Raw genomic sequence first — 25057 nt, 5'->3', positions numbered from 1 at the left:
GATAAAATTGGACCTATCTCTCGATTTTGGTTGCCCTACAGCCTGATCGTACCGCCCGAGATGGCCGCATATGTCTCCGCGTCCAGCGCGACGTAGACGCCGGATATCGGGTCGAGCATGAACAGCGGATCGGCGACCGCGGCCGGGTCAAATCCCTCGCGGGCGAGCTCGCCCTTCTTCTGCTTGAAGGTCTCGGTGGCGTCGAGCTCGCGCGAGATACGAATGAAGAGCGGGCGGGCGTAGACCGGCAGGCGTTGCGCGAGATGGGCGGGCAGCGCGCTGATGTCAAAGCCCTCGTTCACGACGATCGCGCTCATCCCGGCCCGGCCGTCGGCGCCGGGAATGCTGACGCCATAGGTGGCGGCATCGACGACGCCAATGAAATCGCGCACGGCATCGTTCACCTCGGAGGTCGCGACATTCTCGCCCTTCCAGCGGAACGTGTCGCCGATACGGTCGACGAAATGGAAAAATCCCTTGTCGTCCATCCGCATCAGATCGCCGGTGCGGAACCAGGCATCGCCCTTGACGAAGACGTCACGCAAGACTTTTTTCTCGGTCTCACCGGCATCGGTGTAGCCCTCGAAGCGCCCACCGCCCTCGTCCGCGGTGCCGATGCGGCCGATGGCTTCGCCGGCCTCGCCGCGGCTGCAGGCGATGCAGAAGCCCTCTTCATTGCGCAGCGGCGCGCCGCTATCGGGGTCAAGCTTGACGAGCCTGGCAGGAAAGCGGTGCGCGAGCAGCGCCGGGACGCGGCCGATCGCACCCGGCTGGCCCTCGACGTTGAACAGCGAGAAATTGCCTTCGGTCGCGGCGTAGAATTCGAGGATGCGCGGAATGGCGAAGCGCGCCTGGAAATCCTCCCAGATATCGCCGCGCAGCCCGTTGCCGCAGGCGAGCCGCAGGCGATGCCGATTCTCGTATTCCGAGGGTGCGGCCTTGAGCAGGTAACGGCAGAGCTCGCCGATATATTGAAACAGCGTGCAGTCGTGCCGGACGATGTCGGACCAGAAATGCGAGGCCGAGAATTTCTCGGCGATCACTACCGAACCGCCGGCGGCCAGAATGCTGCACGGCGCGACGATGCCGCCGACCGAATGGAACAGCGGCAGACAATCGTAGAGCCGATCCTGCGGCGTCGCGCCGGTGAGGCCAGCGAACCAAAACCCCCAATTCAGGATGCGGCGGTGGCTGATGCTGGCCGCTTTCGGCAGGCCGGTGGTGCCGGAGGTGTAGATCAGCAGCGCACGGTCGTCGATGGTGACCTCGCCATGCTCCTCCGGCGATAGCGGGCCGTCGTCGAGAACGGCAAGCGCGACGTCGATCGCACGTTCGCTGCGGCTATCGCCATGCGTCCAGACTTTTGCCGCCGTCTTCAGATGAGGTGCCGCGCTGTCCAGCATCCCCGCTAGCTCATGCGCAACGATGACATGCATCGGCTTCGCGACATCAAGGCAGTGCGCGAGCGATTGCCCGACGAGCTTGGTGTTGATCAGTGCGACCACGCCGCCGACGCGGCTGATGCCGAGCCAGGCCGCGATATAATCGATGCCGTTCGGCATGATCAGCGCAACGGTATCGCCCTTGGACAGGCCGAGCGAGCGCGCCCAGCGGGCGTAGCGATTGATCCTCTTCGAGAGGCCTTCGTAATCGAGGCTTGCCTCGTCCGCCACCAGAGCAACGCGGTTAGGCTGGCGCTGCGCCCAATCGTCGACGACGTCGGCGAACAGGCGGCCCGGCAGCGTTTCGATCCGCGCGGTGAGCTCGATCGCCCTCAACCAGATCTTGGAAGCCGACGGTGCGCGCGCGGCTTTCGGCTTCTCGATGACGCCGGTGGTCATATTGTTTACTCTTTCGGGCGGTCTGCGGTTTCCGGCAGTTTAGCCCGCGCGCCCTGACCCAGGCGTTAAGAGACAAGGTAAAACCCGGTTAGGGCGCGATTAACTGTCGGCAGCGCGCAGCCAAGGTCGCACCCGCCGACAGCGCGCCGACGGGTGTGACCAGGTCGAAAGAGCGATGAATGCAGAATTCCCGGCCTTGGTCCCGTTCGCCTCAGTGCACCTTCTTGGGACGCCGGCGCGGCGGCGGCGATTCGTTGAAGGCGTAATAGGGATTGAGGTCGCAGGTCGCGGCAAGGCCCGACGCCGTGGCGCGGCACTGCTCCAACGAGGTGAACGAGCAGTCGAAATAGTCACTGCCTCCGCCACCAGGGCCGCCACCGACGTAGCGGTGCATGCAGACGGGATAGGCCGGATCGTATCGCTGCGCGCTGGCATCCGCTGCGCCCAGCAGCGTGAAGACCGCGGTAAGAGTGAGGAATGACAAGCGCATGGGAAATCCTCGAACTGGTGACGTCGCTTCATATGACACAACATCTCGCCGTCCGCGACTGTTCCTGAGACCTGATGACGTCAAGGTGAGTGAGACGCGCAGCGCCAGAGGCGTTGCGCGATGAGCGATCTGACAACCTGGCGGTCCGAATGATGCTGCGAGGCAGCGCTAGCCGCCGAGCCCCTGCAACACCAGCCGGTTCAGCCGTGCCGCGAACGCCGCCGGGTCTTCCGGCAATTCGCCGTCCAGGATCTGCGCCTGCTCGAGCAGAAGCAGGCTGATATCGTCGACGACTGTCGAGCCAGCCTGCGCCTTGGTGACCGCGGTGACCAGCGGATGGCGCAAATTGATCTCGAGGATCGGCTTGGTCTTCATGCCGCGGTTCTGCTGCGACAAGATGCGCTCGAGCTCGCGGCTCGGACCCTGGCTGTCGGCGACGAGGCAGGAGGCCGAGCTGGTCAGGCGCGTCGAGACCTTGACGTCGCTGACGCGCTCGCCCAGCGCGGCCTTGATCACCGCGATGGTGGCTGCTTCGTCCGCAGCCGGCTCGTCCTTCTTCGCCTCGTCCTTATCGTCGATACGCGGAATCAAATCGAGATTGAGATCGCCCTGGCTCAGCGACTTCAGCGGCTTGCCTTCGAAATCCGAGGGCATCGAGGTCCAGAACGCGTCGACGGGATCCGACAGCAGCAGCACCTCGATGCCGCGCGCGGTCGCAGCTTCCAGCCGCGGATTGGACTTCAGCCGCTCAATGCTGTCGCCGACGAGATAATAGATCTCGGTCTGGTTCGGTTTGAAATCGGCGATGACCTGCTTCAGCGACCGCTTCTCGCCCGACGTGGTGGTGAAGCGCGACAGTGCGAGCAGCTTTTCGCGCCGCTCGAAATCCTCGTAGATGCCTTCCTTCAGCACCGCGCCGAAGGCGTCCCAGATCTTGGCAAAATTCTCGGGGTCCTTGTCGGCAAGGCTTTCGAGCTCGGACACCACACGCGTCGCCACCGCCTTGCGGATCTGCGCCAGCTGCGGATTGTTCTGGAGCATCTCGCGCGAAATGTTGAGCGGAAGATCCTCGCTGTCGACCACGCCGCGGATGAAGCGCAGGTACCCCGGCAAGAGGTCGGCATCGTCGGTGATGAAGACGCGCCGGACGTAGAGCTTCACGCAGCCCTTGCGGTTCGGCTCGAACAGGTCGAACGGCTTGGTCGAGGGCGCGAACAGCAGCACGGCGTAGGAGTAACGTCCTTCCGCGCGGTAGTGCAGCGTCATCGCGGGATCGTCGAAGGCAGAGGCGATCTGCTGATAGGCCTTCTTGTAATCGTCAGCCGTGAGCTCGGATTTGGAGCGCTGCCACAACGCGCTCGCCGAATTGATCTGTCGCGGCTCGCCGTCTTCGGGCACGAGCTCGATCGGAAACAGGATGTTGTCGGAATAGGCGGTGACGATACGCTCGATCTCGTAGGTCTCGAGATATTTCTTGGAATCGTCCTTCAGGTGCAGGACGATCTCGGTGCCGCGCGTCAGGCGCGCCGCTTCCTCGTCGCTGGCACGGGCGATCTCGAAGCCGGAGCCGCCGGAGGACGTCCAGGTCCACACATCGCTCTCGCCGGCGCGGCGGCTGATCACGACGATCTTCTCGGCGACCATGAAGGCGGAATAGAAACCGACGCCGAACTGGCCGATCAGGCCGAGCCCATCCTTGGCCTCTTTCAATTTGGATACGAACGCCTTGGTGCCGGAGCGGGCGATGGTGCCGAGATGGTCGATCAGCTCCTGCCGCTCCATGCCGATGCCGTTGTCGGCGATCGTGAGCGTCTTGGCCGTCTTGTTCGGGATGATGCGGATCTTGAGTGCGTCGCCTTCGCCCAGCAGGGCGGGACTGGCGATGGCCTCGTAGCGCAGCTTGTCGCAGGCATCGGAGGCGTTGGAAATGAGCTCGCGGAGAAAGATGTCGGTTTCCGAATAGACGGAGTGCACCATCAGGTGCAGCAGTTCGGAAACTTCGGCCTGGAAAGGCTGCGTATGCACAGCCGTATCTGACGTCGTCATGCGCTTACCCGGTCAAACAAAAGGGAGGGAACCCGGATATAGCGCGAGGCAATGGCGGATCAAGAGGACGTGAAGTCTGGGTCCGCCACCCCCCTCGCGGAGAGGGGGTCAGGTCACGCAGCGGCCGGGCTGGAGCAGCCTTGCGACCTCGGTCAGGGAGCTGACCATCGGCTCACAGGCGATCGTCGGCTTGTTGCGAGGCTTCTTCTGGTTCTGGAGCAGCACCGGCGTCTTGGCATTGCCGGTCTCGATCACGGCGGGGACCCGCAGCAGCACCGACGTATCGGCGAGGTCGTTCAGCCGCATCGAGACGGTACGGGTGGGAACGGCTGCCGGCTTGATCTCGGCGAGCCGGTCTGTCTTGGCGACGCGGTTGACGTTATGGCCCACCGCGGCTGTGGAGCTATGGCTGGGGATGTCGGCGACCGCCTGCCAGCGGTCCGCAAGATCGTGGCCGGAGGCCAGTTGCACGGCACCGAGGGTGGCGACGACCGCAATTGCGCTCAAAAAAACCTTTTTAATCTGTGACATGGCTGCCGATCCCTCGCCCCATGGCGGGCACGGGAACAACGCCGCCGCAGGATCGGGGGTTCTCGACAGCTACGATCACTTAACCGTGTGCGAAAAAAGCAGCAGACGGCAAAATATTTCGCGCGCCGTGGAACGACTTTCGCGCACAGGAGTCGTCTCAACAGCCGGCTATTCCCCCCTGCCCCATAAGCCGGCGACGTAGGGCGCGACTGTGGTGATGCCAGTCGCGCCTTACTTTTATCTGGGGCCTACTTCGCCTTTCCTGCCAGCCACTCCCGGCCCTCGCCATAGAGCTTCTCGACCTCGGGGCCGATCAGGCCCGGCATGTCGCGCTTCACCTTGTAGCCGATCAGCTCCTGCATGTAGGCGAGGTGGCGGTAGCCCTCGGGGAGTGCAGCCAGCGCATCCTGGTCGAGCCGAAGCGTCGCGGCGGGATCGACCGGGTCGATGCGGTCCTTCTCGTAGATGGGCTGGCGGCGGACGATGCCCCATTTGCCGATACCTGATGGGTCGTCCCGCTTCTCCAGGAAATCGTAGAAGCGTCCGGTGCAGACGACGTCGCAGAGCACGTCGTGCACGAGGCCGCGCTGCGAGATGGACATCTTGGTCTGCGCGATCGCTCGCGCACCCGCAAGATCGATGCTGGTGCCGCCGAGGAAATGCAGGATGCGCACGCCCCTGGCAAAACCCTCCTGGCTGACCCGCATGAAATCCCGGGCCGGCCCCTGAAACCAGGTCGCGGACATCCAGCCTTCTTCGTGCCAAACCGTGGCAAAGCGCTCCCAGTCGCCGGCATCGCGCCACACCGCCCAGTTCTCGACGAGATCGCGGATGGCGAGACGATCGAGGAGTTGCTGGTCCATGGGCACGTCTCCGATTGGCGTGGTCGCACGCGCAGCTGCTACATGAGCTATGGGCGGCGAATTCAGCGCCCGTCAAGCGGGCCGGCGGCATGAAAAAAAATCCGGCGTGCCTTGGGCACGCCGGACTTCGCTATTGGGACGGCCGCAGGCGCCTTGTTACGCCGCAGGCGCTTTGGGCGTGCGATTGCGCGAGTTGCGCTGGAAGAACAGGGCCTGGCTCGCCACCGCCGATACCATCGCGGGCTGGAACGGCTTTGAGATCAGAAACGCCGGCTCGGGACGCTCGCCGGTGAGGAAGCGCTCCGGATAGGCCGTGATGAACACCACCGGCACCTCGAAGGTGCGCAGGAGCTCGTTGACGGCGTCCAGGCCCGACGAGCCGTCGGCAAGCTGGATATCGGCAAGGATCAGGCCGGGCCGCTTGTTCTTGGCCAGCGCCACCGCATCGGCATGGGTGCGCGCGACGCCGACGACGTTGTGGCCGAGATTCTTCACCAGGCTCTCGAGGTCCATGGCGATGAAGGTCTCGTCCTCGATGATCAGCACGTCGGTGGCGATCTCGGCGGCCATCTCACGTCCGGCTGCGTCTGCAAGACGGCGCGTCTCGGCAACATCGGTGCCGAGAATGAAGGCGACTTCCTCTTCCGAAAAGCCCTCGAGCGAGAGCAGCAGGAAGGCTTGGCGGGGCAGCGGGGTGATGTTCGACAGCCGCCGTTCCGGCGGCATCGGCAAGGTCGTCACCTCGGCATCGTCGTTGATCGAGACTGAATTCCAGATCTGGGTGAAGAGCCGGAACAGGCCGGCCCGGGGCCCATGGTTCTCGTCGAGCACCGACGGATCGCCCAGCATGGCTTCCAACATGGCGGCGACATAGGCGTCACCGGAGGCCTGGCTGCCTGTCAGAGCCCGCGCGTACCTGCGCAACAACGGCAAGTGTTCAGCAACTACCTGTGAACGGGACATCCCCACTCCATTCGTCTTTGGGCCAACCTTGAGGTCCAATCCTGAGGTCAGGCATCACGCGGGGGGCCCAGGTTCCCCTGCTGGGCTGTCTACGCCTCACGACAACAAAAGTTCCGCCAAGCTGGGAACTTTTTGGCGCAGCTGGAATTGTGCCTATCCAGGGAACGGCTCCCGGTTGAGAAAACTTCTCGATTTTACAGTCACTTAACTCGGGGAAACGTGGAACAGGTCATGAAAGATCTCAAGTCTCAAGCCAGCAGAAGCACGACCCCCGGCAAGGGAGGCCTGACTCCGGAGATTCAATCCCGGATCGGGCACCAGTTGCGCGCCATGTACGACGATGTCGTGCGACAGGGGGTTCCGGATCGGTTCGCAGAACTGATCAAGAAGCTTGATGCGCCGGGAGCGTCACCCCACGTAGAAAATGAGGGCGGATCCAACGACAACAACAATGGGAGGGATTAATGCCTCTCACGGACTCCCTGCGTAACGACATCTTGGCGGCCGTGCCTAGTCTGCGCGCCTTCGCCATCTCGCTCAGCGGCAATGCGGACCGGGCCGACGATTTGGTCCAGGAGACGCTGCTGCGTGCGCTCGCCAACATCGACTCGTTCCAGCCCGGCTCCAACCTGCCGGCCTGGCTATTCACGATCCTGCGCAATTTGTTCCGGTCGGACTATCGCAAGCGGCGGCGCGAGGTCGAAGATGCCGAGGGCAATTACGCCAAGACGCTGAAGACCCAGCCCTCGCAGAATGCGCACCTCGAATTCGAGGAGTTTCGCACCGCGCTCGACAAGCTTCCGCAGGATCAGCGTGAAGCCTTGATCCTGGTCGGCGCGTCCGGCTTCTCCTATGAGGACGCGGCCTCGATCTGCGGCTGCGCAGTCGGCACCATCAAGAGCCGCGTGAACCGCGCCCGCTCGAAGCTCGCCGCGCTGCTCTATGTCGACGGCGCCGAGGATTTTGGGCCTGACGAGACTGTGCGGGCCGTGATCGGCGGCAGCGGCGGCTGACCGCCGCCGTCAATCGCACCGGAACGAGACGAAGACGGCCGCTTCCACGGCTGTCTTCGCGCGCGATGCGTCCGGCTCACGTCGCGATCACACATCCACGAAGGTTGCGGTCTCGGCCACGCTCGCCCGCGAGGTGCGGTAGCTGTTGACCTTGTGCGCATGGTCCGCATAGCCGAACGAGATGCCGCAGACGACGCGGCGGTCATCGGGCAGATCGAAGTGGCGGCGGATCAGGCCGGAATGCCGCGCCAGCGCGGCCTGCGGAATGGTGCCGAGCCCGAGCGCCTGCGCCGCCAGCACGAAGTTGGAGACATAGGCGCCGCAATCGATCGCACCGTAGATGCCGAGCGGCTCGTTGGTGTGGATGATGGCGACATGCGGTGCGCCGAAGAAATTGTAGTTCTCCAGCGCCTGCTTGGCATAGGCCGCCTTGTCGCCGCGGGCGATGCCGAGCGTGTTGTAGAGCTGGAAGCCGCTCTCGCGGCGGCGATCGAGATAGACCCCGACATATTCGCGCGGTGGCGTGAAGTCGTAGTCATCGCCGAGGCCCTTCGAGGCCTCCGCGTAGATCGCCTTGCGAAAGCGCTCCTTGGCCTCGCCGCTGGCGATGATGACCTGCCAGGGCTGGCTGTTGCACCAGGACGCCGTGCGCTGCGCGGTCGCCAGCACATGCTCGATGGTGGCGCGATCGACCTCCTTGGGGAGAAATGCGCGAACGGAGTAGCGCTCGTTGAGGAGCTCTTCGAGCACCCCGATGCGGTCGTTCTGTCTCACTTGTGCGTCCATCACTCAGCTCGCCCTTTTTTCTTTTGGTTGGGCAGAGGCGCCAAGCGCCGTCCCACCACCATACTTACCTCGACGCACCTGCATATGGTAGGCATGCAATGTTTTGCCCACCCTGCACGAGCGGTGACCGTGACGACTACTTGGTCAGCAGGGCATAGGCGCCGGTCCAGCCCTCCGGCGGCGGATCGATCTGGAAATCCTTGATCCGCGCCTCGTAAAGCCTGAACAGCTTCTCCAGCGTGTCGGCGTCCTCGCTCTTGCGGCCGCGCTCGATGGCATCCAGGGCGCCCTGCCAGTCGCGGCTGCGGTAGCAGCCGAGCATCTCGATGGTGATGTTGCGCAGGCGCTGGAACGCGGCCGAATGCATCACGTCCTCGCGGCCGGCGATGGCGTAGATCACTTCCGGCTCGGTCTTGCCCTTGACCATGATGAAGTCGAGCTCGAGGATCGCGAATTTCTCCTTGGCAGCGAGTGCCGTGCGCGAGCCCACGATGATCGGAAATCCGTATGCCTTCGACTGGCCCTCGAGGCGCGAGGCCAGGTTCACGCTGTCGCCGAGCACCGAATAGTTCTTCTTCAGGTCGGACCCCATGTTGCCGACCACGCCGATGCCGGTGTTGAGACCGATGCCGACATTGAGCGGGATATAGACGTGGCCGCCGTCGGCGGCCTCCTGCTCGCGCTCCTTGTTGACCTCGTCGATCTGCTCGAGCATCTGGATCGCGGCTTCGCAGGCGTTGATCTCGTGCTCGGCGTCGTCGAGCGGCGCGTTCCAGAACGCCATGATGGCGTCGCCCATGTACTTGTCGATATAGCCCTTTCGGTCGATGATGACGTCGGTCAGCGGCGTCAGGAAGCGGTTCATCAGCTCGATCAGCCCCTGCGGATCGTGCTTGTAGCTCTCGGAGATCGTGGTGAAGCCGCGCACGTCGGAGAACATGATCGTCATCTCGCGTTCCTCGCCGCCGAGCACGAGCTTTTCCGGCGACTGCGCCAGCTGCTCGACCAGCACAGGCGACATGTATTGCGCGAATTGCCCGCGGATCTGCACGCGCTGACGCTGCTCGCGCACGAAGCTCGCAAAGATCAGCGTCAGGTAGACTGCGGTCGTCGACAGCAGCGGATAGGTGAAGTCGATGAGATAGCGGTGCTGCGTGTAGGAGAACCAGGACACGCCGATCAGGATGGCCGCGAAGGCCGCGCCCACCAGCACGAGGCGGACGGGGCCGAGATTCGGCGTGAAGATGATGACGAGCAGGCCGATGATCAGCGCCGCGATCAGCTCGACGCCCAGGGCATAGTTCGGCTGCGAGATCACCGCGCGGCTCAGCACGCCCTCCAGCACCTGGGCATGGATCTCGACACCCGGCATGGCCCGGGACACCGGCGTGGTCTTGATGTCGTTCAAGCCGCCCGCGGAAGTGCCGACCAGCACCAGCTTGCCGGCAAACCTCGTGGGCGGCACCGCATTGTCGAGCACGTCGACCGCGGAGACGTAGATCGAAGGATCCCGGCGGGCATAGTGCACCCAGAGCTGACCGTTCTTGTCGGTCGGAACCTCCAAACCCTTGAGGCGGATCGACTTGATGCCCGTCTTATCGGTACGGACCAGCAGGGTCGGCGTGCCCGTGACGACGCGCAGGATCTCGAGGCTGAGCGAGGGCATGATGTTGCCCTGGGCGCGCATGATCATCGGCACGCGGCGGATCAATCCGTCACGCTCGGTCCGGATCGAGAACAGGCCGCGGCCGGCCGCGGCCCTCTCGATGACCGGCACGTTGCGGAGCAAGCCGGGGAATTCGAACAGGAAACGCTCGGCCCCGTCCTCCCCCACCGTTGCAACCCCCGTGAACGGCAGCGACTTGTCGAGCTCGGACAAGACCTCCGGAAGCCCGGTCTCGCCCAGCACGACGTGCGAGCGCTTGATCGCGTCGGCGAGGATCTGATCGTTGCTCGGCAGCTCACGCAGCTTGGCGCGGGTCGCGTCGTCGAGATAGCGCATCTGGCTCGCGACCTGCTCCGGGTTGAGCCGGTCGGCTTCGGAGAAGACCATGTCGAAGCCGATCGCCACCGCGCCGTTGTTGGTGAGGTTCTGGACCATGTCGGCGATGCGCGTGCGCGGCCACGGCCACTGTCCGAGTCTGGTGAGGCTCTTGTCGTCGATATCGACGATGACGACCGGCCGCGCCGCCTTCTCGCGCGGATCGATCAATTGAAACATGTCGAAGGTGCGCAGCCGCAATTCCTGGATCGGCGGCGGATCCCACAGGCGCGCGCCCGCGAACAAGACCAGCAGCGCAAGGCAGATCAGTCGCGCAAGGCCGAACTTCTGCGCAAACCACCGCCGCAGGATTTTGAGACGTTTCATGGTGGTGGAATATCACGCTTTCGTGGCAAACGGCAGCACGGATCGGATGAGCAGACGCCCGCGGCCGATCTCGCCGCGATCAGGCATGGAGTATGTCGCTCGCCTGAAGACTGCTGACGCACTTCAGGAGAACCGTGTTTGCCGCGTCGATCGTGATCAGGGTGTCCGCCGTCCCCGACGCGGACACATGTTGATCCATCCACGCCTCGATGTCGCTGATCGTCCCCAAGGCCGTCAGGTCGATCTTGTCCGTACCCGAGGTGAAGTTTAGGATCGTGTCCTGGTTCGAATTGGCCGCGAACTTGAACTGGTCCTGATAACCGGTCCCGAACAGCACGTCCTTGCCGGTCGTGCTGGCGAGCGTCACCGGACCTTGTTCGCTCAAATTGAAGATCAGGTTGACCGTATCGGTCGCGCCATGACCGTCGGTGACGGCAATAGCCACTTTGTCCGTGGCAGCCGTGCTTTGGCCGGGCTCGGTGTATGCCAGCCCCTGGAGTGCTGAATTGACGCTGTCCAAGGTATCGGACATCGGTGCAGGCTCCACATAAGTGCCCGAGTCCGCCACCGCGGTGAGTGCAAAGGTTTCATCGAGAGCAGCGTCGGCGTCGGTGACCGTGATGCCCTGAACGAAGACCAGGACGCCTTCCTGCGATACGCTGATCTGGTTGACGTCGATCACCGGTGCGACGTTCTCGTCGTCCGCGCCGGTCACGTCCACCGTGAGCATTGCCGTGCCGGTCGCACCATGCGCATCTTTAGTCTGGACGGTGAATATATCGGTATAGGCCCCATCCGAAAGGGCGTTGATAGACGCTGCGTTGGGAACGTAGCTGTAGCTGCCGTTGGAATTGACCGTCAGCGAGCCGTAGAGTCCCGCGACCGTCGTGGCCGCCTGGTGATCTGAATTGAGGACGGCATAGGTCAGCGTCGCCGTCTCACCGCTGTCGGCGTCGGTCCCCGCCAGTTGCCCGGTGAGATTGGAGAAGCTGTCGTCGTCAGCGGTGTCCGTGAGCGGGCCGATGTGGAGATCGGACAGCGTCGGTGCGTCGTTCGTGCCGGTGATGTTGATGGTCACGACCGCGCTAGTTCCAAAGCCCTGAGCATCCGACGGAACGATGGTGTATTGCAGCGATAGCGTCTGACCGGCGGCGAGGAAGTCGAAGGCCTGGCCGGCCGAGTTGAATTGCCAGGTAAACTGGGCGTGGGTCGCCGTGCCGTTGAGAATGTCGCCGGACGGCACGGTCAGATAGTTCAGGAGATCGGCATGCGACAGCCCGCCGACGCTGCCCGTTTGCAACACGTTGTCGAGCTTAACCTGCACCGCATCGACCGATACCGTGACGTGATCGGTCGCGTCGACGTCGGAGACCGCCAGCACGCCATGCGAGAGCTGGCCGCCATTGGTCTCCGTCAGATCGGCAAATGCGCCGCCCGGCCCGGAGGTCCCGCTGGCCCAATCCGCATCACCTTCAATGGCGAGGCTCTTGGTTGGGTTGACCGTGTTGGAGGCCGTGCTCCCGCTGCCGTCGCCAAGCGTATAATAGGCGGCCAGATTGGCCTCGTTGCCGGTGAGCGCGGTGAAGTCGTACGACTGGATTTGCGCCTGCGTGAGTGCGGTGGTCCAGACGCTGACATCGGCGATCGAGCCGGTGAAGCCTTGCGTACCGAAGCCCGGAGCGTACCTGCCGCTCGCCGCTCCGATCATCATGTAGGACGGCTCCTGAGCGCCAGCGATCGCGTTGACGCCGCCACTGTGGGAATAGACGGCGTTGCCATCGACATAAAGCGTGAAGATGCCGTCGTCACGCGTCAAGGCGAGGTTATGCCATTGCCCCGCAGTAAGCGCGAAGCCGGTATCCTGGATCTCGACGCCGCCCTCGAGAATCGCGATCTCCAGCTTGCCGCTGATGACAGTGCCCATGAGGCCGAAACCGGTGGTCGAGGTATTGCCATTGTAGAACAAGACCTGGCTGGCGGAGGCAGCGTCTCCGTTCCAGTTCACCCAGCCGTCCAGCGTCACGTCGTCGGTGGCGACGGTCGGTACGTCGCCGACCGCGATGGTCGCACCGTCGAAGTTCATGTAGTCGGACGTCACATAGGAGACGGTCGGCGCATCGTTGGTGCCGGTGATGGTGACAGTGACGTCTTGCGTGACAGTCGCGTTGTGATTGTCCTTGAAGGTGACGGTGTAGACCTGAGTTATGGTCTGCCCTTCCGCCAGCGACTGCAGCACGGGATCGTTGTTGTCGAGCGTGAAGTGCCAGTCGAGCGTCGCGCCGGTGCTGGTGTCGGCGTTGGATTCGGACACCGCGCCGATGGAGAAGGTGCCGATATTCGTGCTGTCGTCCTCGAATCCCGGCAGAGCCGAACTGACGGACGATGACTTGAACTGCACCTGCGCCGTATGGGTGTCGATCAGGTCAACGTCCTGGATCGCCAGCGTACCGCTGGTCGTCAGCGAGGCGCCGTCATCCTCGGTAACCGCACCCGTTGCCGCCTCGGGATCGCTCGTGATCGTCGGCGCGTCGTTGGCGCCGTTGATCGTGACAGTGACGTCCTGGGAGACCTGCGCACCGTGATCGTCAGTAAAGGTGACGGTGTAGACCTGGGTGATGGTCTGGCCATGCGCCAGCGATTGCAGCACCGCATTGTCGTTGTCGAGGCTGAAGTGCCAGCCCAGCGTCGCGCTGTTGTCGGTATCGGTGTTGAACTCCGCGACCTCGCAATCGATCGTGAAGGTGCCGAGCGGCGCATTACCATCGAAGCCCGGCAGATGCGCGTTCGACGTCGCCGACTTGAATGCGGCCTGCGCGGTGTGGGTGTCGATCAGATCGAGATCCTGAATCGCGAGCGTGCCCTCGATCGACAGCGTCGCGCAGGCATCCTCGGTGACGCTGCCCTTTGCAGCGTCTGCATCACTCGTGATGGTCGGCGTGTCATTGGTGCCGGTGATGGTGACCGTGACGTCCCGGGTGACGGTGCCACCGTGATGGTCGTCGACGGTCACGGTGTAGACTTGGGTGATGGTCTGGCCTTCGGCCAGCGACTGCAGCACCGGATCGTTGTCGTTGAGCGTGAAGGTCCAACCCACTGATCCGCGCGTGCTGACACCCGGACTCTCGCTCACCGCGGTCAGCGCGAAGGTCCCGATATGCGAGGTGCCGCTGCCGAAGCCGGGCAGATGCGCGTTCGACGTCGTCGACTTCAGGACGTAACTGGCAGTGTGCGTATCCGTGAGATCGGGGTCGTTGAAGGCGACGGTGCCGTTCGCCGTCAGGGTTGCCGCCGTATCCTCTGTCACTTCTCCGGTGGGCGTCGTCGAGTCCTCGACGATCGTCGGCACGTCGTTGGTGCCCTCGACATTGACGTCCGCACCGTCGATGGACACGGTGATCGGCGTGCTGACGACGCCGCCGTGCCCGTCATCGACCTGCACCACGTAGTTGAGGATCAGCTTCTCGTCCTCGGCCAGGAAGTCGAAGAGATGGTCGGGAACGCTGTAGGTCCAGGTGGCCGTGCCGTTGTTGCTGTTTCCGGCACCCTGAACCACGGTCAGCGGCACTTTGACGGCAGCGATCGCCGCGAGTTGCTCCGGCGTCAGGGACGCAGTGATATCGTTGCCTTCGGCATCGAGATATTTGAACGGCTCGACGGACGAGAGCGCCGCGCTCACGATCGGCCGGTCCGTCAGATCGACGTCGGTGAAGGTGACCGTGCCCGTGATGATGTCCAGCGCCTCGTTGCCGGTCCCGACCTGTTCGACGACGGTGCCGCCTGACGTCGCAACGGTAGGCTTGTCGTTCGTTCCCGTGATCGTGATGGTGATCGGGATGAACCTGGACTCGGGGTTCACCGTGAAATTGGTGTCGACGCGGACCATGTAGGTCAGCGTCAGGGTTTCGCCGGCCGCGAGGAAGTCGAAAACGTGGTCGGGGATCGTGTAGGTCCAGACCGCCGAGCCGTTGTTGTTGTTGGCGGGGTCGGGGACGACGCTGATCTGGATCTGCGTCGCCGCGATGCCCTGCTTCTGGAGCTCCGAGAGGGAGCCGGTGACGTCGTTCTGGCCCGCAGTTTTGTAGACGTAGTTCGGCGCCTCGGCGAGGCTGATGCTCACCGTCGGCCGGTCGCCGAGGTTCTGATCGACGAACCTGATCACGCCGGAAATCGTGTCGGCGCGCGTGTCGCCGGTCGTGTCCGCACGCTCCGTCAACGCGAACGCCGTCTTCACGTTGCCGCTCGCGTCGAAGCTCTGCGCGATCGGCTGGCCGGGAATGCGTACGATGAGCGGCGTGGAGGTGGTGGGCGTCTCCGATCCCTGCGGATTGAGATTGACGAATGTTGCGGTGGCGCTAGGGCCGGACGACGATTTGAGCAACACCTCATAGCCGAACGGCGTGATCGTATCGGTGTAGTTCGTGGTCAGCTTGGTGTTGGTGTTGTTGTCGGTGAACTTCAGCGTGAACACGTCCGTGATCAGCTTCTGCACCTCCGGCGACATCAGTGCATTGGTGATCGAGACGTTGCCGCCGCTGATCTGGATCATCTGGCCGGCCTGGTTGACCGTCGCGATCGGCAGCAGCGTGACCTTGTCGAACAGGATGTAGGAGCCGGTCGTGCCGTTCGGCTCGACCAGCACCTGGAAGCTCGCCTGCGGCTGCGGATCGCCGCCGCCGGCGGGAACGACGAAGTTGATCTGGGTCAGCACCGCCGTGCCGCGGATGCCCATGGTGGCGACCGGCGTGTCGACCTTCATGTCGCCGCGCTTGGCGGTTTCGCCGGCGACGAAGGTGATGGTGCCCGCGACGAGGCTGAGCAGCGAGGAATTGTTCGACCCGTTGGGGTCGTAGACCATCTCGTTCAGCACCATCCGCGCGTTGGAGGACAGGCCGAACACGGTGCCGTCAATGAAGGTGATGCCGAGCGTCGAGTCGGCCCCGGTCGAGACCACGTCGCCCTTCTCGACGTTGTCGCCATTGTTCAGGATGACCGAGACGCCGTTGCGGATCGCGGTCGCGCTTCCCACGAGCTTGGTGACGTGACCGATGACCTGGCCCGCACCGGCACCGGGCGCGGCCTGGGCAACCTGGACATGGCCGGTGAGGGCGTTGACGACGTCGCCGCTGAGGTGGGCGCCGTCGGGCGAAGCGAGCGCGGCGCGCTTGTCGCCCCTGAAATAATCGTGAACGACGAACTCATGACCGTCGTGGGACAGCACAAGGTCGAGCCCGGCACGCTTGAACTCGCCGTTGAAGATCAGATTGGGGTCGGGAACGACGAACGCGCCGTCGGGCACGTGACCGTTCGCCTTTGCGGTAAAAGAATCGATATTTGCCCCGACGGGCGAGCGGGAACCCTGGCCGTCCAAAGAAATCGCGCCGTCAAATTGGCCAGCGTAATTCAACCGGGCACCGTATAAAGGGTTAAAATTTAAGTAAGTATCGACCGCCTAAGCTTGCATAGCATTAGCAAGTCCTTAGCGATACCATCTATTGCTTGTGTGATTTCGCATCACTTGGCCCCGGGAGGCCCCACGGCGTGCCGCCGCGACAGAGGAGTGAAAGTAATTCCTCAAATATTCGTATGTCGAATTCAGCCTGTTTCCACGCATTTCCAGTCATCCAAAGTAACCTGCTGTATAGTTACGAAGCAGATACTTTCATCATCTTTCCTTCGCGAGCTCCCGCAGCATCCTGCGGCAAATACGGAGTTAAATCTGTGACCTATCTAACAGAACCCCATGAAATGGGGGTTGTTAGCCATAGGATCCGGATTCGGCACTGCCACAACCTGTGTCTGCAATTGGCTCCATTTCGCGGCAACGCGACACCTCCTAGCCGGCGAATCGTAAAATTTTACGCAATTTCGGTAGGCCCATTTCAGCCTGTCGCCCGGTTTTGGAACCCCTGCCGGGCGCGTTAAGCAGAACAAAACGGCCCGTCTCGCACTATCTCCGCGAAAGCAACAAAGCCCGGCACGTCGAGATCGAGGGGGATCTCGTGAAGCCTGGGAAGGGGATGTCAGATGGAGACCGCTGCTCGCTCGCGCGCCTGGCGCGCAATCCTCGTCATGTGCGGCTTGATCCTGCTCGGATCGGCCGCCGAGCTTCGCGCCGGCACGCTGCTGTCGCCCGGCGCCGGCGCCCTCGTGCGCAAATCCGCCGAACCGTTCGGCGTGTTCGCCTTCGCCATCTCGTCCGGTAGCCTGCAGCAGAGATGGTCCGTGCTGAAGGACAAGCTCGACGACGACATGGTGCAGCTCGCGCTGTGCGACGGCGACCGGGACAATTGCGCTTCACCGGCAGCGCTCGAGCTGCTCGCCATAGTCGACCACGCCCGCGCCCGCGACGGTCGCGCGCGGCTCGGCGAGGTCAACCGCGCCATCAATCTCGCCATCCATGCCGCCAATGATGGCACCGACGACGTCTGGAGCTCGCCGCTTTCGACCTTCGCGCGCGGGACCGGCGATTGCGAGGACTATGCCATCGCCAAGCTGGCCGCGTTGCGGCTGGCGGGAATTGCCTCTGAGGACCTCCGCATCGTTGTGGTGCGAGACGTCAGGGCCGGCGAGGCGCACGCAATTGCCGCGGCAAAGCTCGACGGGCAATGGCTGATGCTGGACAATCGCCGCATGGCGATGGTCAAGGATGACGCGACGCGGAGCTATCAGCCACTGTTCGTGCTCCACCAGTCGGCCGTGCTGAAATATGTCGACGAGCCGGTGCAGGTCTCGATGGCGGCCGCCGAGGCACGTTGATTGTTCGTAGCTGGATAGAGCGCAGCAAAATCCGGGACTCTTACCACTCGCACCGGCCCCGGATTAAGCTTGCGCTCCATCCGGGCTACAGACCTTCCACTGCTCGTCCCCACAAACCCATTTCACCGCGCAAGACCAGACGCTAGCATGGCGCCTTCCGTGCGGGGGCGACTTGGAATGCGATTCATCGTGCTGTCTGTGCTTGCGCTGCTGGCATTGCCGGCGGTGCCCGCGTCCGCGCAATCCGACCGCGCGATCGCCGACAGGCTGCCGCTGTTTGCCAGGAACAACTGCCAGCCGATTCGCGACCCCGGCAACCAATTGTTCTGCGGTGATGCCGCGCTTGCCGCCGCCGCCGAGAAGCTGAGCATCGCGATCGAGGAGCGGCTCGCCCGCCTGCCGGATCGCCTGCCCGCTATCGAGGAGAATGCGATCTGGGTCCGCCAACGCAACCTCAGCTGCGGCATCGTCGGCCAGACCGCGATCCGCCCCGACCAATTCGAGACGGTCAAGGCGTGCCTGCTCAAGGTCACCGAGGAGCGCGCCGCGATCGTTCGCGATCCGGATTTCGACTGCCTTGCGGCCAACACTGCTGCGGGCGCGGTGATCTGCGCAGACCCCTCGCTGACGCTTGCCGAAACCGAGCTCAACGGCCAGGTGCTCGGCCTGATCGGCAAATTGGACCCGACTGCGGCACGCTTTGCCTTCGCCGAATATGGACGGTGGACGCGCGAGCGCGACCGCAAATGCAATCTGGTCGGCAAGGAGAACGTGCCGCTGCAGGAGCTGGAATCCGCGGAGGACTGTCTCGCCGACCATTTGAAGCGCAAGACAGATGAAATCCGCGCCGCGAAGGGCGATCCCAAAAAAGTGTTCGGCCGGCAGGTCGCGGCCCGCATTCCCGACGCCGACGCCGTCGATTTCTGCGCCGCGCGGATTCATGCGGCCAATTCCTGCGGCAACTTCCTGCGCATCAACCGCGTCTATGCGCTCGACAGCCAGGTGACCGACCAGGAGGCACAGGTCACGGGCGAAATCGAAATGGCCGTGCTCGCTCCCTTCACCGTGTGCAGCAGGATCGCCTCCATCTGCACCGGCACCTGCTGGGACGCCACGACGGGTCGGCCGCAGCAGGGAGCCGGCAACAAGACGCGCCCAGCAGACGTCTTCAACGTCACGCGCCGGCTGAGGGTCCAGCGAACCTTCGCCTTCGTCAAAGCCGCCGACGGCTGGCGCTGCCGGGAAGACGAGCTCGCCCCGGTGAATTCGGGCACCGCGGGCGGAGGATCGTAGGGTTCTCTCTTCCTTCTCCCCTTGTGGGAGAAGGTCGCGCGCGCAAGCGCCCCGGATGAGGGGTTCTCTCCGCACACAAGACCGTGCGTGAAGGATAGAGACCCCTCACCCGGCTCGCCGCTTCGCGGCGATCCACCCTCTCCCACAAGGGGAGAGGGTGCACTGAGCTCGACGCAAGAGAGCCCGCATCAGAACATCAGATTGTCCTTCACCAGCACCCAGCGGCCGCCCTTGACCTGCTGCACCTGGGTGATGGTGTTGGCGAGGTGGTCGGTCTTGGAGAACTTGGTGGGCGGCGAGTTGAAGATGTCGAGGAATTTCTCGCCCGACTCGAGCGCATCGAGCATCTTCTGCCCGGTGAGATCCTTGCCGGCCTTGTTGGCGTAGAACGCAAACGTCATCATGGCATTGTAGCCGATGATGGCTTGCGTGTTGGCGTCGGCGTTGAACATCTTCTTGTAGTTGACGAGCCAATCCTTCACCTTGCCCTTGGCGGTGTCCTCATAAGGAATCTCGAAGCCGCTGGCAGCATAGAGACCCTCGACGGCGTCCTTGCCCAGCGCAGGAACCTCCATCACGTTCGTGGGGGTGGCCCCGAGGAAGGTGACGTCCCAGCCGAGCTTCTTGGCTTCGGTCATCGCCCCGATGGTCTCGCGCAGCACGGTGCCGAGCACGACGAGGTCGCAGCCATCTGACTTCATCTTGGCGATCTGCGCGCTGAAATCGGAGGCGCCGCGCTTGTAGCTCGTGATCGAGGCCGGCTGCGCCTTCATGGCAGTGAGCTGCTGATTGAAGCCATCGAGCACGTTCTTACCGTACTCGTCGTCCTGATGCATGATGCAGGGCTTCTTGAAGCCCTTCCACTCGATCATGTATTTCACCGCAGCCCGCGTGCTCTCGACATAAGGCAGCAAATTGTTGAACTTCAGACGCTCCTGCGGCTTGGCCGGATCGAACTTGAAGGTGAATTCGGCCGCCGTCAGCGGGAACAGCTGCAGGACACCGGCATCGAACAGGATGTCTTGCGCGGCGAGCACCGTCGGTGATCCCATCGGCCCCACCATCGCGAAGATCTTGTCGCGCTCGATCAGCTTTTGCGACGCCAGCACGGCCTTCTTCGGATCGTAGCCGCTGTCCTCGACGACCAGCCGGATCTTGCGGCCGTGAATTCCGCCGGCCGCATTGATCTCCTCGGCCGCCATCTTCATGCCGTTCGCGACCGGAACGCCCCACCCCTTGATCGGGCCTGACAGGTCCTGGTGAGTGCCGATGACGATCTCGGTTGCCGAGATGCCCTCGTTCGTGACCTTGGTTTGCGCTGCGGCCGGCAGACAGGTGAGCACCACGGCACCCACAGCAAGGCCGAATGCGCTGAACGATTTCGACATTGACGTCTCCTCTCCTAAAGGCCCGTATTGCACGAAGGGCGGGGCCACAGCTCCTTCGCTTTCTCGAAATGGACCGACTCGTCACGCCACCGCACGCTCGCGATACATCGCCTCGATCTCGGCGGCGTAGCGCTTGTTCACGAAGCCGCGCTTCAGCTTCATGGTCGGCGTCAGCTCCTCGTCCTCGGGCGTGAGCTGGCGCTCGATCAGGTAGAACCTCTTGATGGTCTCGACGCGGGCAAAATTGCCGTTGACATGCTCGATCTCGCGCCCGATCAGGTCCTGGATCTCCCTCGCCCGGCACAGGCTGGCATAATTGGTGAAGGGGATGTCGTGATCCTGGGCGAACTTCTCAACATTCTCCTGGTCGATCATCACGAGGCAGGTGAGATAGGGCCGCTTGTCGCCGATCACGACCGCGTCGGAGATGTAGGGCGAGAACTTGAGCTGGTTCTCGATCTCGGACGGCGTGATGTTCTTGCCGCCCGAGGTGATGATGATGTCCTTCATCCGGTCGGTGATGCGAACGAAGCCCTCATTGTCGATGGTGCCGACGTCGCCGGTGTGCAGCCAGCCGCGGGAATCGATCGTCTCTGCGGTCTTCTCCGGCTGGTTCAGATAGCCCATGAACAGGAAGTCGCCCTTGATCAGGATCTCGCCGGCGGGCGACAGCGCGACCTCGCCCCAGGGCACCGCGGTGCCGACCGATCCGAGCTTGATCTTGTCCGCGGGCATCATGGTTGCGACCCCGCAATTCTCGGTCTGACCGTAGACCTCGTGCATGTCGATGCCGAGCGCCAGATACCAGCGGATCAGCTCCGGTGCGATCGGGGCTGCGCCGGTGAACGCGATGCGGCAGCGGTCGAGCCCGATCATGCGGCGGATGTTGCGGAACGCGACCAGGTAGGCGATGCGGTTGGCGATGCGCAGCGACAGCGGCGGCGCCCTGCCCTCGAGCCGGCAATCGACCATGCGGTAGCCGATGCCGATGGCACGGCGATAGACCCATTGCTGCAGCGGCGTTGCATCCTTCAGCGCGATGGTGATGGCGGAATAGAATTTTTCCCAGACGCGCGGCACCGCCAGAAAGGCGGTCGGCTGCACCTCGCGCAGATTGTCAGGCACGGTTTCCGGGCTCTCGGCAAAATTCATCACCGAGCCGAGCGCGACCGAGATGTAATAGCCGCCGATACGCTCTGCGACGTGGCAGAGCGGCAGGAAGACCAGCCGGTTCTCGTCCTCTCGCGCAGGTATGAAGTCGTTGGCGTGCCGCATCTGGTGGGTGACGCTGCGATTGGCGTGCATCGCGCCTTTCGGCGGGCCGGTCGTGCCGGACGTATAGACGAGGACCGCGAGATCGCCGGCGCTGCGGCTGTCGATCGTCTCCTGCCACAGCGCTTCGCGGCCGACCATGTGGTTGCGGCCGAGCGCGCGAAACTCGTCCAGCGACATCACCATGTCGTCGGAGAAACCGCTGAGGCCCTCCATGTCGAACACGATGATCTTCTGCAAGCTGGGGCATCGCGCGCGGCAGGTGAGAATCTTGTCGAGCTGCTCCTCGTCCTCGGCGAAGATCACCTTCGTGGCGGAGTCGTTGACGAGATACTCGACCTGGGACGAAGAATCGGTCGGGTAGATTCCGCTGGAGACGCCGCCGGCGCACAATATGCCCATGTCGGCATAAACCCATTCGGGCACGGCATTGGCGATGATGGAGGCGACCTCGCCGGGCATGAAGCCGACGGCGCGGAGCGCGTAGGCGATCTCTTTGGAGATCTCCAGCCATTCTCGCCAGCTCGTCGGCTGCCAGATGCCGAACTTCTTCTCGCGGATCGCCGGCCTGTCGCCCCGCGTCTCGGCGGCGCGCAAGAAGCTCTTCGCGATCGTATCAGCGACCGTCAGCACCGCCGGTCGGGCCATGCACCTCTCCTCCTTGTCGCCTTCCCTCCGCTGCCTGCCTTGCCGGCCGGTCTTTGCTCAACGTTGGGCAAGCTCATCTTACTGCCAGCTCGTCCTCACCGCCACGTCTTCTTCTTTTTCCAGCGCCGCTCGCCGCGCGCGCCGGCTTCCTTGGCGCCAAGGTAGAATTCCTGGATGTCCTGGGAATGCATCAAGCGGTCGCAGGTATCGTTCATCACGATACGGCCGATCTCCAGCACATAGCCGTAATGGGCGGTTTCCAGCGCCACCTTGGCGTTCTGCTCGACCAGCAGGATCGACATGCCCTGCTCCTCGTTGACCCGGCGGATGATGGTGAATATCTCCTTCACCAGCAGCGGCGACAGGCCGAGCGAGGGCTCGTCGAGCAAGAGCAGCGTCGGCCGGTTCATCAGCGCGCGCCCGATCGCGAGCATCTGCTGCTCGCCGCCGGAGAGCTGGCCCGCCGGCTGGTTGATGCGCTCCTTCAGGCGCGGGAAATAGCCGTAGACGCGATCCATGTCTTCCGCGACGCCGTCCCGGTCCTTGCGCGGATAGGCACCCATCATCAGGTTCTCGCGCACCGAGAGGAACGGGAACACCTCGCGCCCCTCGGGCACGTGGCTGAGGCCGAGCCGCACGATGCGGTCGGCCTCCATGCGCTGGATCGGCTTGCCCATGAACTCGATCGCGCCCTTCTGCGGATCGAGGATGCCGGAGATGGTCTTCAGCACCGTGGTCTTGCCGGCCCCGTTGGCCCCGAGCAGCGTGACGATGCGCCCGCGCGGCACCTCCAGCGAGATGCCGCGGATCGCCATGATCGGCCCGTAATAGCTCTCGATGTTGGAGAGCTTGAGGATGATATCCTGGGGCGCAGCGGCATCCATCGGTCAGGCTCCCAGATACGCGGCGACGACGTCGGGGTGCTGCTGCACTTCAGCGGGCGAGCCCATCGCCAGCACCCTTCCGTAGTTCAGTGCGATGACGCGATCGGAGACCCGGTTGACCAGCGACATGTCGTGCTCGACCATCAGCACGGTGATACCGAGCTCGGTCCTCATGTCCCGAATCCAGAACGACATGTCGCCGGTCTCCTCCACGTTGAGACCCGAGGACGGCTCGTCCAGCAGGATCAGCTTCGGCTCCGAGCAGAGCGCGCGCGCCAGCTCGATCACCTTGCGCACGCCGTAAGGCAGGCCCGAGATCAGCTTGTCGCGATAGGGTTCGAGGTCGAGGAATTCGATGACCTGCTCGACCCGGCGGCGGTGAACCTTTTCGTTGGCCCGCACGCTCGGCAGGAATAAGAGCTCCTGCCACAGCTGCGTGGTCGAATGGCGGTGGCGGCCGACCAGAAGGTTCGACAGCACGGTCGCGTTCTCGAACAGCTCGATGTTCTGGAAGGTACGGGCGATGCCGAGCTTGGCGATGTCGTAGGGCGGCTGCTCGGTGATGTCCTGGTCCTCGAAGAAGATACGGCCCGAGGTCGGCCGGTAGATCCGCGAGATCAGGTTGAAGATCGAGCTCTTGCCGGCTCCGTTCGGCCCGATGATCGAGAGGATCTCGCCCTTCTCCACCGCGAACGAGACCGCATCGACCGCCTTGAGGCCGCCGAAATGCAGCGACAGGTTCTCGGCGCGGAAATAGCTCATCGATTGCGCTCCGACTTCACGTAGATCTTCTGCCGCTTGAAGGTGGCGCGCTTGTAGAGAGGGAACAGCTGGAAGAAGAGCTTGATCTTGAGCCAGCGGCCGTAGAGCCCGAGCGGCTCGAACAGCACGAACAGCACGATGATGATGCCGTAGATCGCGCCCTTCAGGCCGTTGAGCGAGGCGAAGGCCGCGACCTTCGCCTCGATATTGCCCGCAGTCGCCGCGCCGGCGCCGAATGTCGCGGCAATGCCGGCGATGATGCCGGGCATGTCGTCCTTGAGATAGGTGAGGAACGGGTCGATCATCACGATGAAGATCGCGCCGAGCACGGCGCCGTGCAGGCTGAAGGTGCCGCCGATCAGGATCACGATGATGAACTCGATCGAGAGCTGAAGCGTGAACATCTCCGGCGAGATGAAGGAGAGCTTGTGCGCGAACAGGACGCCGGCAAAGCCGGTGATCGCGGCCGAGATCGCGAACGACTTCACCTTGTAGAGCGCGACATTGACGCCCATGCTGCGCGCCGCCGTCTCGGAATCGCGGATCGCGACGAAGGCGCGGCCCGTCGGCGAACGCAGCAGATTGAGCGTGCCGACGATGGTCAGCACCAGCACGGCAAGGCAGAGGTAATAGAAGGTCGGGCTGTCGCGCGGCACGGCGACGCCGAGCAGCGACAGCGTCTTGACCCGCATGCCCTCGTTACCGTGGGTAACGCTTTCCCACCGCGCCAGGATCTCCTCCACGATCAGGGCAAACGAGATGGTGGCGATGACGAGATAGATGCCGGTGAGGCGCAGCGCCGGAAAGCCGACGATCGCGCCGATGATGCCGGTCAACAGCCCCGCCGCGAGGAAGTAGACGGGGAACGGCACGTTGTACTTCTGCAAGTACGCCGCCGTGTAGGCGCCGATCGCGAGGAACGCCGCGTGCCCAAGCGAGGCCTGGCCGGTGAAGCCGGTCAGAATCAGCAGTGCCACGCCGACGATCGCATAGATGCAGACGAAGACGAGCTGGCTCATCAGATAGCTGGAGAGCACGTGGGGCGCGATCAGCAGCAGCGCGAGCAGGACGCCGTAGGTGACGACGTAGCCCGAATGCGGGAACAGCTTGATGTCGTCCTCGTAGTCGGTCTTGAACAGGAAGCGCATGGCGT

Annotated in this window: 18 protein-coding genes; 4 read left to right on the top strand and 14 right to left on the bottom strand. The window is 63.5% G+C overall.

Annotated features, from left to right (window positions below):
* Positions 1–35 precede the first annotated feature (35 nt).
* The 6 genes from I6F21_RS09445 to I6F21_RS09420 form a co-directional block, all read right to left on the bottom strand.
* On the bottom strand, positions 36–1841 hold the full coding sequence (locus I6F21_RS09445; RefSeq protein WP_036021317.1) for a long-chain-acyl-CoA synthetase: 1806 nt from the start codon (positions 1839–1841) through the stop codon (positions 36–38).
* A 211-nt stretch (positions 1842–2052) separates the two neighbouring features.
* Positions 2053–2331 carry a DUF3551 domain-containing protein gene (locus I6F21_RS09440; protein WP_035997672.1) on the bottom strand — a complete coding sequence of 93 codons (279 nt, stop codon included), beginning with the start codon at positions 2329–2331 and terminating at the stop codon, positions 2053–2055.
* Positions 2332–2499: 168 nt separating this feature from the next.
* Complete coding sequence (htpG, locus tag I6F21_RS09435; protein WP_225183069.1) at positions 2500–4377, bottom strand: molecular chaperone HtpG; 1878 nt, start codon at positions 4375–4377, stop codon at positions 2500–2502.
* A gap of 108 nt (positions 4378–4485) precedes the next feature.
* The gene (locus I6F21_RS09430; RefSeq protein ID WP_225183068.1) at positions 4486–4908 is read right to left on the bottom strand and encodes a hypothetical protein; all 423 of its coding nucleotides are present in this window, start codon (positions 4906–4908) and stop codon (positions 4486–4488) included.
* Between the two features lie 248 nt (positions 4909–5156).
* Positions 5157–5771, bottom strand: a complete 615-nt coding sequence (locus tag I6F21_RS09425) for a nuclear transport factor 2 family protein (RefSeq protein ID WP_225183067.1) — start codon at positions 5769–5771, stop codon at positions 5157–5159.
* A gap of 156 nt (positions 5772–5927) precedes the next feature.
* Positions 5928–6734, bottom strand: coding sequence for a response regulator (locus I6F21_RS09420; RefSeq protein WP_035997648.1), 807 nt, complete (start codon positions 6732–6734; stop codon positions 5928–5930).
* 231 nt (positions 6735–6965) lie between these two features.
* Here I6F21_RS09420 and I6F21_RS09415 point away from each other — a divergent pair, with 231 nt between their 5' ends.
* Together I6F21_RS09415 and I6F21_RS09410 are read left to right on the top strand one after the other, a co-directional pair.
* Positions 6966–7199 carry a NepR family anti-sigma factor gene (locus I6F21_RS09415; RefSeq protein ID WP_025032292.1) on the top strand — a complete coding sequence of 78 codons (234 nt, stop codon included), beginning with the start codon at positions 6966–6968 and terminating at the stop codon, positions 7197–7199.
* The gene (locus I6F21_RS09410) at positions 7199–7747 is read left to right on the top strand and encodes a sigma-70 family RNA polymerase sigma factor (RefSeq protein WP_018316216.1); all 549 of its coding nucleotides are present in this window, start codon (positions 7199–7201) and stop codon (positions 7745–7747) included. Before I6F21_RS09415 ends, I6F21_RS09410 begins: the two co-directional genes overlap by 1 nt.
* Before the next feature lie 87 nt (positions 7748–7834).
* On the opposite strand, the gene I6F21_RS09405 is transcribed toward I6F21_RS09410, so the two are convergent.
* From I6F21_RS09405 to I6F21_RS09395, 3 genes are all read right to left on the bottom strand, one after another.
* The gene (locus tag I6F21_RS09405) at positions 7835–8533 is read right to left on the bottom strand and encodes a nitroreductase (protein WP_035997645.1); all 699 of its coding nucleotides are present in this window, start codon (positions 8531–8533) and stop codon (positions 7835–7837) included.
* Between the two features lie 136 nt (positions 8534–8669).
* A complete protein-coding gene (locus tag I6F21_RS09400) occupies positions 8670–10901 on the bottom strand; it encodes an adenylate/guanylate cyclase domain-containing protein (protein WP_225183066.1) in 2232 nt (743 codons plus the stop codon).
* A gap of 79 nt (positions 10902–10980) precedes the next feature.
* Positions 10981–16197, bottom strand: coding sequence for a VCBS domain-containing protein (locus tag I6F21_RS09395; RefSeq protein WP_225183065.1), 5217 nt, complete (start codon positions 16195–16197; stop codon positions 10981–10983).
* Positions 16198–16925: 728 nt separating this feature from the next.
* On the opposite strand from I6F21_RS09395, the gene I6F21_RS09390 reads away from it, so the two are divergent.
* Positions 16926–17657: a transglutaminase-like cysteine peptidase gene (locus I6F21_RS09390; protein WP_225183064.1), complete on the top strand. Its 732-nt coding sequence runs from the start codon at positions 16926–16928 to the stop codon at positions 17655–17657.
* Between the two features lie 177 nt (positions 17658–17834).
* Positions 17835–18950, top strand: coding sequence for a lysozyme inhibitor LprI family protein (locus tag I6F21_RS09385; protein ID WP_035997615.1), 1116 nt, complete (start codon positions 17835–17837; stop codon positions 18948–18950).
* Between the two features lie 188 nt (positions 18951–19138).
* On the opposite strand, the gene I6F21_RS09380 is transcribed toward I6F21_RS09385, so the two are convergent.
* The 5 genes from I6F21_RS09380 to I6F21_RS09360 form a co-directional block, all read right to left on the bottom strand.
* Complete coding sequence (locus I6F21_RS09380) at positions 19139–20338, bottom strand: ABC transporter substrate-binding protein (RefSeq protein ID WP_035997612.1); 1200 nt, start codon at positions 20336–20338, stop codon at positions 19139–19141.
* 81 nt (positions 20339–20419) lie between these two features.
* Positions 20420–22258 carry an AMP-dependent synthetase/ligase gene (locus tag I6F21_RS09375; protein WP_225183063.1) on the bottom strand — a complete coding sequence of 613 codons (1839 nt, stop codon included), beginning with the start codon at positions 22256–22258 and terminating at the stop codon, positions 20420–20422.
* Positions 22259–22353: 95 nt separating this feature from the next.
* A complete protein-coding gene (locus I6F21_RS09370) occupies positions 22354–23142 on the bottom strand; it encodes an ABC transporter ATP-binding protein (protein WP_057028237.1) in 789 nt (262 codons plus the stop codon).
* A gap of 3 nt (positions 23143–23145) precedes the next feature.
* The gene (locus I6F21_RS09365) at positions 23146–23904 is read right to left on the bottom strand and encodes an ABC transporter ATP-binding protein (protein ID WP_035997604.1); all 759 of its coding nucleotides are present in this window, start codon (positions 23902–23904) and stop codon (positions 23146–23148) included.
* Entirely contained in the window at positions 23901–25052 is a 1152-nt protein-coding gene (locus I6F21_RS09360; RefSeq protein WP_035997601.1) for a branched-chain amino acid ABC transporter permease, read from the bottom strand. Before I6F21_RS09360 ends, I6F21_RS09365 begins: the two co-directional genes overlap by 4 nt.
* Between the last annotated feature and the right edge of the window lie 5 nt (positions 25053–25057).

This window comes from Bradyrhizobium sp. NBAIM03, from assembly GCF_020194055.1.
Lineage (GTDB): Bacteria > Pseudomonadota > Alphaproteobacteria > Rhizobiales > Xanthobacteraceae > Bradyrhizobium > Bradyrhizobium yuanmingense.
This window is presented reverse-complemented; position numbering and strand designations above follow the sequence as displayed.